The following is a 9,951-nucleotide window of genomic DNA, read 5'->3' as shown; positions in this document are numbered from 1 at the left end:
GCTTGGAAAGCATTGATGAAGGCCAGTTGGAAATCGTAGGGATTCATCTGGATTCCAACCATGACGAGCGACAGATCAAACGCATCCGGCGCAGAGTTGGAATGGTTTTTCAACAGTTCAATTTATTTCCCCATCTCTCCATCCTGGAGAACATCACACTGGCGCCAATCCGCGTCAAAAAGGCAAAGAAGAAAGAGGCCGAACTCCGGGCGATGTCGTTGCTGACCCAAATGGGGATTGCTGATCAGGCCATGAAACGCCCTGCCCAACTCAGTGGCGGGCAGCAACAACGCGTGGCGATCGCCAGAGCCTTGGCGATGGATCCAGAGGTCATGCTGTTCGACGAACCAACCAGTGCACTCGATCCAGAACGCGTGAAAGAAGTTCTCGATGCCATGCGCACGCTTGCCTCAGCAGGAATGACCATGGTGGTCGTCACGCATGAGCTGGGATTTGCCCGTGAGGTCGCTGACAGGGTGCTGTTTATGGATGCAGGAAAAGTGGTGGAACTGTCAGATGCAACGACATTTTTCAGTCATGCCAAAGAAGAGCGCAGCAGGCGCTTCCTCAATCAAATGACTAACTGACAACGTCCATCCAACTCGTGCAGGGCGCGCTCTGCAGCCACGAGCTCCCTTTCAGTCTGCAGCCAGCTTTCATTGCCTACCGGAAGGCTATTAATTTGTTCAGCCAAACGCTCCTGTAAGCGCTCACGTCGCGCTTGCAAGGCTTCACTGAGCCGTACAACTCTCTGGGGAATGGAACAGAAAGGAGCCGAAACAGCCACTGAACACCGGTCGTGGGACAGATGAGACTTTGGCACATCGCCACGAATGTTCCTAACCTTGAATGAAATCTGGCAAGCAGCTCGATGCTTCGCCTCCTGGCTGGAACCGATTGATTCGCCGAAAATGCTTGTCATCACTGAAAATCCTTCGGCATCGTGTTAGCTATCGTTTTAGGTATCCGTGGTCAGGAGACGTAAAGGTCCAATACAACTCAATGGAGGTGCTACTTGGTACGTCCGTCTGTGGGTTCCAGTGAAAAACCGCAAGGCAGTTGGCAAAGCACTCTCATTTTGGTCTCAGAAGACCACTCAACATGCAGAAGCATGGGTGAGGTGTGGAGCTACTTACAGGCAGTTAGAGGAAGAGCCAGAGGCTCTAGGCAATTCCGCACCATCCCTACGGGAACAGGTGGAACAAGAGTTAGAGGAACCGAATGGACCACCTACAGATAGACCGCTCCCACCAATAGAGCCGACAGAAATACAGGTTGGCGTCTTTTCACCAGCCACGACACTTTGCTGTCACTGACTTGAATCTGAGTTAATCATGCTTCGCCTCCTGGTTGAACTCATTCCAGGCCTTCTTGGCGGATATCTGCTGGGACGCTTCAAACCAGGGTGGGTCAAGCCCCTAGCAACGCCGCTCGTGCGCTACGGCGTTCCGATCAGCCTGATGGGATTGCTGTTGAAAGGTGGATTAAACAGCTCACTCCTCAGCACGGCGGCCACAGCCGCGGCCGCCATCATGGGCATGCTGCTCGTGCTTAGACTTTGGCGCCGAGAGAGCGATCAGCGGCTGTCGCCGACGCTGCAACTGGGGAGTTGTGTCGGCAACACGGCTTATTTCGGAATTCCGGTGGCTCTGGCCTTGCTTCCCCCGGAAGCCCTATCGGTGAGCATCGGTTACGACTTCGGTGCAACCCTCCTGTCTTGGGGGCTAGGCCCGATCTGGCTGGCTGGATCAGGTCAGGAGGCTCATCCGCACCGTTGGCGTGTGTTGATCCACCACCTCAGTTCAAGTCCTGCGTCACGAGGACTACTGGGCGCCTTGCTTGTGATGGCTACGCCATGGCAAACAACGATTACGACCGCACTCTGGATGCCTTCAAGGGTTGTGATCGTGTTGGCCTTGATCGTTGTAGGCATGCGACTTGCCGGCCTTTCAGAGGAAAGATCCGAAGCAACTCACAACACAGCAGCGCCGAGCGCGGCCAGCAAAGCATTGAATGCTGCTCTGGGGTGCAAACTTTTGCTGTTTCCTGCACTCGTCTTGGGACTCAGCCTGGTCCTTCCTCTCGGTGCTTTCGCGCGGCAGGCCCTTGTCCTACAAGCTGCAGCCCCCACAGCCATTTCGGTGCTCCTCATGGCAGAAACCGAGGAGGCAGACAGCTCGGCAGCCGCTCAACTTATTTGGCGCAGCACCCTCCTAGCGATCGTCACGGTGCCAATTTGGGCTGTGCTGCTGAAGACATTGGGAGAAAGACTCGGAACGTGAGGTTCAACCTTGCCGTGCGTACCTTCTTGCGGACCGGAAGAGCGTGCATCCATAACCGTTGGCAGTCAGGTTCCATCACCAGCAGGTCGCCATCAGCAAGTGCGAGTTCCTCTCGACTGCGACTCTGGCGATGACGAAACTGCAACGCCCTGGTGGCACCAAAAGAAAGGGACGCGATTGGACATCTGGCATCAATCTCCGGTTCGTCATCGGCATGCCAGCCCATGCGGTCATCTCCATCCCGATAGAGATTGAAAAGACAACCATTGAATTGGGCAGAGCAACTCTCATTCACCTGCTTGAGCAAGGGTGCAAACCAGTCAGGCCAGCCCTGGCCTTGATGAATCACACCGCTATAGCGGTAAGACACCGAAGCATCGGCGAGAAAAGCGGACAATCTCGGCACACGGTGATATTTGCCGTAGACCCGAACTAGGGGCTGCTCCCAGACAATCTGTTTTTGACAAAGGCCAAACCAGTAAGCAGACGCCTGCGGTTCAAGCCAGCCCACACGATGGTTCCAGCTCATCGATCGTTGGTCTTGCCTGAAATAAACCAGTAACGAGCCATAACAGAGACGAAAACTTCAAGGCAACTCCCCATACATTCTTCCCATGGCAGCTCGCATCACGGAAGCGGAATTTCTGAAACGGGCGCGTGAGCGCTTCGGTGATCACTTCGATTATTCGGAGATCAAATACCGCAGCTACAAGAGCCCGGTCAAAATCCGCTGTAACAAGCATCCGGTACAACTGATCAGCATCACTCCGGAGAAGCATCTCCAAACCACAGGAGGCTGTCGTCACTGCTTGAGGGAGCGACGAATTGCCGCCTTGGAGCGGGAACTCAATCGCGATGCCGCTCAGCGGCCAATCAAAACAACAGCAAAAAAGAAGCCACTATCCGCTTCAGGACTGAAGGCTGACGCGTTGGTAACAGAACCATAACCATTGCTGGAAAAGCAAATTGCGATGGGAACGCCACAGGGTTCTGGGGTGGTCGGAGTTGAAATTTTCAGGTGGAGGAACATCGCCGCGGGCTCGATCGCGTTCCATTTCCCCCTGCAGCCTCCCAACGTTGTATTCGGGATGGCCGAGATGCATGAGCTGACGCTGGTCTGGCGTTTCAAAGATGGTGTAGCCCACCTTTTCTCCATAGGCGAGAAGCCTCAGTCGACCCTGGCGTTGAGCCGATTCCATCGCCGCATCCGGTAATCCCGCATGACGGCTTTGGGGACATAGAAATTGATCATCCTGGGTCCCCATCAGGGGATGACCAGGCACCAGACTGCGCATCGGAAACACCCCGAACAATTTCCGATCAAAGGTGACCTTGTTCACTCCAGCGAGATAAGCCAGAGCAAATCCAGCCCAGCAAAGTCCGAGGGTGCTGGCACAAGATTGACGAGCCTCGTTGATCAGTTCAACCAGTTCTGGCCAGTAGGTGACGTCTTCAAACGCCAAGTGCTCCACTGGAGCACCGGTGATGATTAATCCATCCAATGAGCGCTGTGACTGTGCCTCATCCCAGCTCACGTAGTGCTGGTTGAGATGGGCTTGATCCCAGCTTCGGTAAGCATGGGATTGAAGGCGAATCCAGATCGGTTCAATCTGAAGAACCGAGAGACCCAGAGGATGCAGCAGGTTGAATTCGTACTGCTTCCCTAAAGGCATGATGTTGAGAATGCCAATGCGCAGAGGTCGTATGTCCTGACGCTCGGCTTGCTCCGGTTCAATCCAAGAGATCCGGTTCCGTTCAACAGCGGTGATCTTGTGATAGTTCCGAGGAAGTATCAGTGCCATCAGCTCAGATCCCTTCCAATGACTGAGTTTGATTCATCATGTATGCAATGACGAGCGGCCTTTTTTATGCAAGGTTGTCTCTGTTCAACGTAGCCAGGGCTCATGCCCCTGACTTCAGTCAGCGTGCGTCAAATGATGGGAAGTTCTAACCATCCTCAAAGCGATTGATCACCTCGGACTTGGACTCCAAGTGACCAACCGCCACTCCCAAAATCAGGTCGCCAGAGCCTGCTCAAAATCAGCCGTGATGTCGTCGATGTGTTCCAAGCCCACTGACACCCGCACCATGGTCGGAGTGACACCGGCTGAGGTTTGCTCATCGGCACTGAGCTGCTGATGGGTCGTGGAGGCTGGATGAATCACCAGCGTCTTGGAGTCGCCAACATTGGCGAGATGGCTTGCCAGCTTGAGGCTGTCGATGAAACGCACCGCATCGTCGTAGCCACCCTTCAGGGAGAACATCAGCATGCAGCCCATTCCTCGGTTTGTGAGATAGCGCTTGGCAGTTGCGTGATAAGGGTCGCTGGGTAATCCGGGATAGCTCACATGCTCAACACTCGAATGCTGCTGTAACCAGGTCGCCAACGCCATCGCATTTTGTGCATGCCTTTCCACGCGCAAGCTCAATGTTTCTAAGCCTTGAAGCAACAAAAAGCTGTTAAAGGGACTGATAGCCGGTCCCCAATCGCGAAGACATTCCACCCTTGCCCTAAGAGCAAAAGCGATATTGCGTTCATCGGGTAACCCCAGCATTTTGCAAACGTCACTTCCGAAACCGAAGGCATCCCAGTGAACAAGGCCGTGATAAGCAGCGCTCGGCTGACTCATCAACGGGAACTTGCCATTGCCCCAGTTGAAAGTTCCGGCATCAACGATCACACCACCAAGACTGGTGCCGTGTCCACCAATCCATTTCGTAGCGCTCTCCACCACCACATCAGCGCCATGCTCAATCGGTCGAATCAAGGCTCCTGCAGCACCGAGTGTGTTATCGACAATGAGAGGGATGCCACGTTCCTTAGCGAGTGCGGAGAGGCCATCAAAGTCGGGAATGTTGAAACGGGGGTTACCCATCGCTTCGACATAGATCGCCTTGGTGTTGTCATCAATCTGTGCAGCGAAGCTGGCAACATCGTCGCCATCAGCAAACTTGACCTGAATCCCTAGGCGCGGAAATTGCACCTTGAACTGGTTATAAGTTCCGCCGTACAAAAAGGATGTGGAAACAAAGTTGTCTCCTGCCTGCATGCAGTTTGTAATCGCTAAAAACTGAGCTGACTGACCGGAGGCTGTCGCGACGGCGGCCACGCCTCCCTCCAAAGCTGCAACGCGCTTTTCAAAAACATCCGTTGTGGGGTTCATCAAACGGGTGTAGATGTTCCCGAATTCCTTCAACCCAAATAGATTTGCACCGTGTTCAGCGTTGTTGAAAACGTAAGAACTGGTCTGGTAGATCGGGACCGCCCGAGAATTTGTCGTGGGGTCAGGGACCTGACCAGCATGCAACTGAAGGGTCTCGAAACGTTGTGATGTCAAGGCCGAAATACGGATAACTCCTTTCTAGCTCGCAACTTCCGTTGCAGGGTTCCAATTGTGGTCAGGTGCCGGTTTTTCAGTCTCAGCAAGGGATGGAAGCGTGTCACGCATCAGAGGAGCCAGGCGACTGCGCACTTCAGATCGGAAAGAACTGGCCGCTTCCGCACTGAGGACTGGATAGGGCTGATCACCCTCTTGCTCGCGCAGATGACGCCACTTGCTGTTCTCTTGGGCCTTCAGCTCTTTTAAGGCCGACATGAAGTCGTACGTCTTCGTCTGGCCATCTGCAGCTGCGAGAGGACCAGCCTGGGCTGCTAATTCCTCCCGAACCGCATCAAAGGCTTTGGCTTTGATCGTGTCGGGAAGGCCAAGAACTGGCTGGTAGTAATCGAGCAAACGTCGTTCCTCCTCAAGCACAATCGGCCAAGCGCCACGGGATCCTTGGGGTAAGGAATACCCAGCTTCGGCCGCATCCATCGCCGCCAAGTGAAAACAGAGCCAGCGGTAGTAGGACTTCTCGTTAATCGCCTTTTTCGCTGCGGCCTTGCCCGAAACAATCGCAGGGAGAGCAGCTTCAGCCTTACGCAGAAACAAACGATCTTCACGTTCGAGGTTCATGGCTCCCCAACGCTGGCGATAGTCCCAAAGCTCGGCGTATCTCGCCACTTCATCCGTAGACCAACCCAGGGTCTTGAGCTCATCGGCCCGATGCGTCAGTTCCTTCGCCAAAGAGCTCAGCCTTCATCTCATTGGAATCGTAGAGGTCAAAGGCGATCACGCCAGTCACTCAACGTCAACCTGCAGGACGGCTGTGCGGATTCTGACGCAAATACAACAAGACATCGATGGGCCGTTGCTGGTTGTACCCCTCATGGAGCCAGAGATCCCCGGCCGAAGAGGCGTAGTGAATTTGCCAGTGATACAAACCCCGATAAGCAAGAGGATCCCGTTTCAGCAGGTCGGCGTAATGAACAACAGCCCTGCCGTAGTGATTGCTGTTGTTGTAGCCCCAGAGTCCTTTTCGGATGTCCTGAAGGCCGCCACGACGAACCAAGTAACGCGCTGCCGCATGGATGGCATCCCAAGGATCGCGAATGTCACCACCACGGCCAATCCCAGGTTCCATCCAGGTCGTGGGTAAAAATTGCATCGGACCTTGTGCATTGGCTACTGAAATGCCATCAATGCGACCCATTCCCGTTTCGACCAAATTCACAGCAGCCAGGAGTTCCCAATCAATCCCTGTCGACGCTGAAGCACTCCGATAAGCCTTGAGCAATTGATCAGGAGGAGCCGGGGTTTGGATCCGCCAGGCGGGAAGGGTGGACGAAGCAGGGCCACGATGCATGGCCAGAAACGAGCGACGCGCTGCGAGGTGCTGATCAAACACCCAGCGCCAGCGGTCCTCGAGCTTGGAGCGCACCTGGTCGGCGAGAGCAGGGCGATGCGACAACACCCGATAGATCACCTGCTGCTGATGCGCAAGAGGGGGAATGGCCTCAGGAGAGACCTCGGGATTTCGAATCGCAAGCTCGATGTCTGACAACAACAGGGCCAGCTGATCGGAATGAACCGGAAACAGCGGATAGTGCGCTCCAGAAGGAGAGCGGGGAAGATCTGGCCTTGTAGGGAGCACAGGAACGGCGAGTTCCACTGGTTCAACCTGTTCCAGGACGGCTTGTTCTTGATTCCGGTTGGCCTGGAGTGCGGTTGAGCGCCTACAGCCCCAGATCAGGGGAATCACCAACAGGGGAAGAGAAATCAGTAGGCGGCGGACTGAAGTCATCATCAAAAGCCTCAACGACCCATCAACAGATCAGAAAGCTGCGACGGTCATGGAAGTCTGCAACCTCTCCTGGATGGGAAAGAGCCCAATAACTGAGTTGGCCATCTCTGTCCTCCACAACCATCGCCAAACCAAGTTCTGGCATCTCCTCAATCGGCCACCAGGGACGTAAATCCAAGACCACATCGCAACGACAGTCCCGTCGCGTTTGTCGAACGGTCACGGATGGAGGCAAGGCCTCAACCAACTCAGATCCAGCCTGCCGATAGCTCTCGAAGCTGTAGAGGTTCCAGTGACCTAATGGCGATACGTTTAATTCCCAGTACTGCTGAGAACCAGGCAAACCGATGAACGCCTCAAAGCAATTGTGCTTCCAAAGCTCATCGCAGCGATCACCATGCATCGGAACGGTCGCTGGCTCTAGTGGAGGCAACGCAAGAGAAAGCAAGTCTCCATCGCTGTATGCCGGCCGAAGGTTGTAGCTGAGTTCAAGGAGGCCTCCTTCGCTCCAAACAAACTCGGCACTGAGCAGAAGATCAGGCGAATTTTGAGGATTTTGAGGAAGGAGCGGGCAAACCTGCCGGACCATCACAGGATGGCGCGACACTTCAGCTCGCTCCTGAAAGTTCGCGAATCATGAGTTTTAGGTCATCCCCCTGAGCTTCGATCGATTGGGTCAGAGCAAATTGCACCAAGGCTCGATCCAAATTGTGAGAAGGACGTTCTGTACGAAAGTAAGAATCGCCATTGAGGTAGTCGGTTAAAAAGCGCAACCCAAGCTCAAACGGAATTAGGCGAATGCAGTCTGGTAAGTAGCGAAAATCTTGCTCCGAAAGGAAGGACCTTCCCATCGTCAAATAGCCCTCAAGAATCGCCCGACAGAGCTTGAGATCGAACGACACCAACTCAACCTGCAGGGTCTCCTCTCCAAGAGGGTTGCAGCAAGAACGCAAGCAATCACCGATGTCGTAATGAACCAAACCGGGCTTAACGGTATCGAGATCAATCAAGCCCACCGCGCGGCCACTGAGCTCATCGAGCATCACATTATTGATTTTGGGGTCGCCATGAATCGGACGGCGTTGGAGCTCGCCACGAGCGCAAGCAGCTTCCAACACATCCACGCAGTTGCGGCGACGTTCCACAAAATCAAGCGCACTTTTCAGCCGCGGATCGAGCAATAAGCGTTTCTCAAGCAACTGAGATTGGTCTCGGCAAACAGTGTCGTATTGCTTGAGGTAGCTCGGGGCGATGTGAAAACCCTCAAGAGTGTCTGCAAGATCGCAAATCGGTAAATCACTGATGAGGTGATGGAACATGCCCAATCCATATCCAACCTCTCGCGCATGCCCACAATCACGGATCACATCACTCGTGGTGGCCGCTCCGATGTAGGTAATCGACCGCCAAAACTCTCCGTTGTGCTCAACCCAATGGCCTTCGCTATTAAGCGTTGGGAGCACCTTTGGAATCTCCCAACGTCGTCCAGCCAATTCAGGAGGATCAGTCGCCAAACGTTGTTGCACATGCGTACCGAGGGCAAGCAAATTGCGCATCACCAGCTCGGGCTTTTCGAACACGCTCGTGTTCAGACGCTGCATCACAAAGGCACGACAATCCGCATCCGCCGCTAAAGACACCAAAAAAGTGTCATTCACATTTCCAGATCCCAGCGTGTCAATCGAGGTGATTTGCTCGGGCGGGTGAAACAGTCCGGCAATCGCATCGAGCGATGGGTAAAGCCTGGTAGTGGCATCGGCCATGACGAATCGCATGAGACTCACGACGAAACAATGCCGTGTATCTGCTGATCCGCCAGCGCTGAGTGTGCGGAAAAAGAGCCGGGAAGCGGCAGCATGGGGTGAGAACAACCGCTCAGCAACGGTGCCACGCTTTCTACACACTGCTGACTGGCAAATCGGCAAGCCTTATCACTGGATTGAGGACCCGCAAAAACGTGCCCGTGTTCAACAAGAACGGGTCAACGCCGTTTCACGTATTGCTGCCACAGCCAGCGAACAAAACCTTGATGCCGTGATGGTGGCCGGTGATCTATTCGACTCGAGCACGGTGGCTCCAGCCCTTGTGATGGAGGTGATGGAAGCAATCGCGTCGATTCCATGTCCCGTACTTGTCATTCCTGGAAACCATGACCATGGAGGTGCCGGTGGCATATGGCAGCGCCGAGATGTGCAACGTCAAATGCAGGAACGTTGCCCCAATTTGAAACTCTTACTTCATACAGAGCCTCAGGTCATTGCAGAAATGGTGTTGCTCCCTTGCCCGTTGCTGCGCCAAAGAGACAGTCGCAGCCCCGCAGATTGGCTGGACTCTTTGAACTGGAGTTCGTTGCCCCAGGATCAACCCAGGGTCGTCCTCGCCCATGGCTCCGTGCAGGGCTTTGGTGCTGAAGAACAGATCAACCAACTGCATCACAATCGATGGCCTGAGCAAGAGGTGGACTACATCGCTCTGGGGGATTGGCATGCCCTAACTCAACTCAACCCGCGCGCTTGGTATTGCGGCACCCCTGAACCCGATCGTT

The 9,951-nt window shown here is 54.4% G+C and carries 12 protein-coding genes; 4 read left to right on the top strand and 8 right to left on the bottom strand.

Features of this window, described 5'->3' with window-relative positions:
• The coding region (locus NCN04_RS03965) for an amino acid ABC transporter ATP-binding protein (protein ID WP_250395240.1) at window positions 1–587 on the top strand (587 nt) is incomplete at its 5' end.
• Here the strand turns inward: NCN04_RS03965 and NCN04_RS03960 are convergent.
• Window positions 572–922, bottom strand: coding sequence for a hypothetical protein (locus tag NCN04_RS03960; protein ID WP_250395239.1), 351 nt, complete (start codon window positions 920–922; stop codon window positions 572–574). The two genes, NCN04_RS03965 and NCN04_RS03960, sit on opposite strands and share 16 nt — an antisense overlap.
• Before the next feature lie 412 nt (window positions 923–1,334).
• Between NCN04_RS03960 and NCN04_RS03955 the strand changes: the two genes are divergently transcribed.
• Complete coding sequence (locus tag NCN04_RS03955; RefSeq protein WP_250395238.1) at window positions 1,335–2,282, top strand: AEC family transporter; 948 nt, start codon at window positions 1,335–1,337, stop codon at window positions 2,280–2,282.
• On the opposite strand, the gene NCN04_RS03950 is transcribed toward NCN04_RS03955, so the two are convergent.
• Complete coding sequence (locus tag NCN04_RS03950) at window positions 2,224–2,811, bottom strand: alpha-ketoglutarate-dependent dioxygenase AlkB family protein (RefSeq protein ID WP_250395237.1); 588 nt, start codon at window positions 2,809–2,811, stop codon at window positions 2,224–2,226. The two genes, NCN04_RS03955 and NCN04_RS03950, sit on opposite strands and share 59 nt — an antisense overlap.
• Before the next feature lie 85 nt (window positions 2,812–2,896).
• Between NCN04_RS03950 and NCN04_RS03945 the strand changes: the two genes are divergently transcribed.
• Complete coding sequence (locus NCN04_RS03945; RefSeq protein WP_048346337.1) at window positions 2,897–3,229, top strand: DUF723 domain-containing protein; 333 nt, start codon at window positions 2,897–2,899, stop codon at window positions 3,227–3,229.
• On the opposite strand, the gene NCN04_RS03940 is transcribed toward NCN04_RS03945, so the two are convergent.
• The 6 genes from NCN04_RS03940 to NCN04_RS03915 form a co-directional block, all read right to left on the bottom strand.
• On the bottom strand, window positions 3,191–4,084 hold the full coding sequence (locus NCN04_RS03940; protein WP_048346336.1) for a homoserine O-succinyltransferase: 894 nt from the start codon (window positions 4,082–4,084) through the stop codon (window positions 3,191–3,193). The genes NCN04_RS03945 and NCN04_RS03940 overlap by 39 nt on opposite strands.
• Window positions 4,085–4,297: 213 nt before the next feature.
• Window positions 4,298–5,620 (bottom strand): O-acetylhomoserine aminocarboxypropyltransferase/cysteine synthase family protein, encoded by a 1,323-nt coding sequence (locus NCN04_RS03935; protein WP_048346335.1) that lies wholly within the window; start codon window positions 5,618–5,620, stop codon window positions 4,298–4,300.
• A 24-nt stretch (window positions 5,621–5,644) separates the two neighbouring features.
• Entirely contained in the window at window positions 5,645–6,349 is a 705-nt protein-coding gene (locus tag NCN04_RS03930; RefSeq protein WP_250395236.1) for a hypothetical protein, read from the bottom strand.
• A 64-nt stretch (window positions 6,350–6,413) separates the two neighbouring features.
• The gene (locus NCN04_RS03925; protein WP_250395235.1) at window positions 6,414–7,406 is read right to left on the bottom strand and encodes a lytic transglycosylase domain-containing protein; all 993 of its coding nucleotides are present in this window, start codon (window positions 7,404–7,406) and stop codon (window positions 6,414–6,416) included.
• A 22-nt stretch (window positions 7,407–7,428) separates the two neighbouring features.
• The gene (locus NCN04_RS03920; RefSeq protein WP_250395234.1) at window positions 7,429–8,013 is read right to left on the bottom strand and encodes a DOMON-like domain-containing protein; all 585 of its coding nucleotides are present in this window, start codon (window positions 8,011–8,013) and stop codon (window positions 7,429–7,431) included.
• A gap of 1 nt (window position 8,014) precedes the next feature.
• Window positions 8,015–9,169 carry a phosphotransferase enzyme family protein gene (locus tag NCN04_RS03915; RefSeq protein ID WP_048346332.1) on the bottom strand — a complete coding sequence of 385 codons (1,155 nt, stop codon included), beginning with the start codon at window positions 9,167–9,169 and terminating at the stop codon, window positions 8,015–8,017.
• On the opposite strand from NCN04_RS03915, the gene NCN04_RS03910 reads away from it, so the two are divergent.
• Window positions 9,168–9,951, top strand: a 784-nt coding sequence (locus NCN04_RS03910) for a metallophosphoesterase family protein (RefSeq protein WP_284498559.1), incomplete at its 3' end; no start/stop codon positions are given. The two genes, NCN04_RS03915 and NCN04_RS03910, sit on opposite strands and share 2 nt — an antisense overlap.

Source organism: Synechococcus sp. MU1655 (assembly GCF_023630655.1).
Lineage (GTDB): Bacteria > Cyanobacteriota > Cyanobacteriia > PCC-6307 > Cyanobiaceae > Synechococcus_C.
This window is presented reverse-complemented; position numbering and strand designations above follow the sequence as displayed.

Coding starts and splice junctions, on each gene's coding strand:
- NCN04_RS03940 (WP_048346336.1), bottom strand. CDS start 4,084: ATGGCACTGATACTTCCTCGGAACTATCACAAGATCACCGCTGTTGAA.
- NCN04_RS03960 (WP_250395239.1), bottom strand. CDS start 922: ATGACAAGCATTTTCGGCGAATCAATCGGTTCCAGCCAGGAGGCGAAG.
- NCN04_RS03950 (WP_250395237.1), bottom strand. CDS start 2,811: ATGAGCTGGAACCATCGTGTGGGCTGGCTTGAACCGCAGGCGTCTGCT.
- NCN04_RS03955 (WP_250395238.1), top strand. CDS start 1,335: ATGCTTCGCCTCCTGGTTGAACTCATTCCAGGCCTTCTTGGCGGATAT.
- NCN04_RS03945 (WP_048346337.1), top strand. CDS start 2,897: ATGGCAGCTCGCATCACGGAAGCGGAATTTCTGAAACGGGCGCGTGAG.
- NCN04_RS03925 (WP_250395235.1), bottom strand. CDS start 7,406: ATGACTTCAGTCCGCCGCCTACTGATTTCTCTTCCCCTGTTGGTGATT.
- NCN04_RS03915 (WP_048346332.1), bottom strand. CDS start 9,169: ATGGCCGATGCCACTACCAGGCTTTACCCATCGCTCGATGCGATTGCC.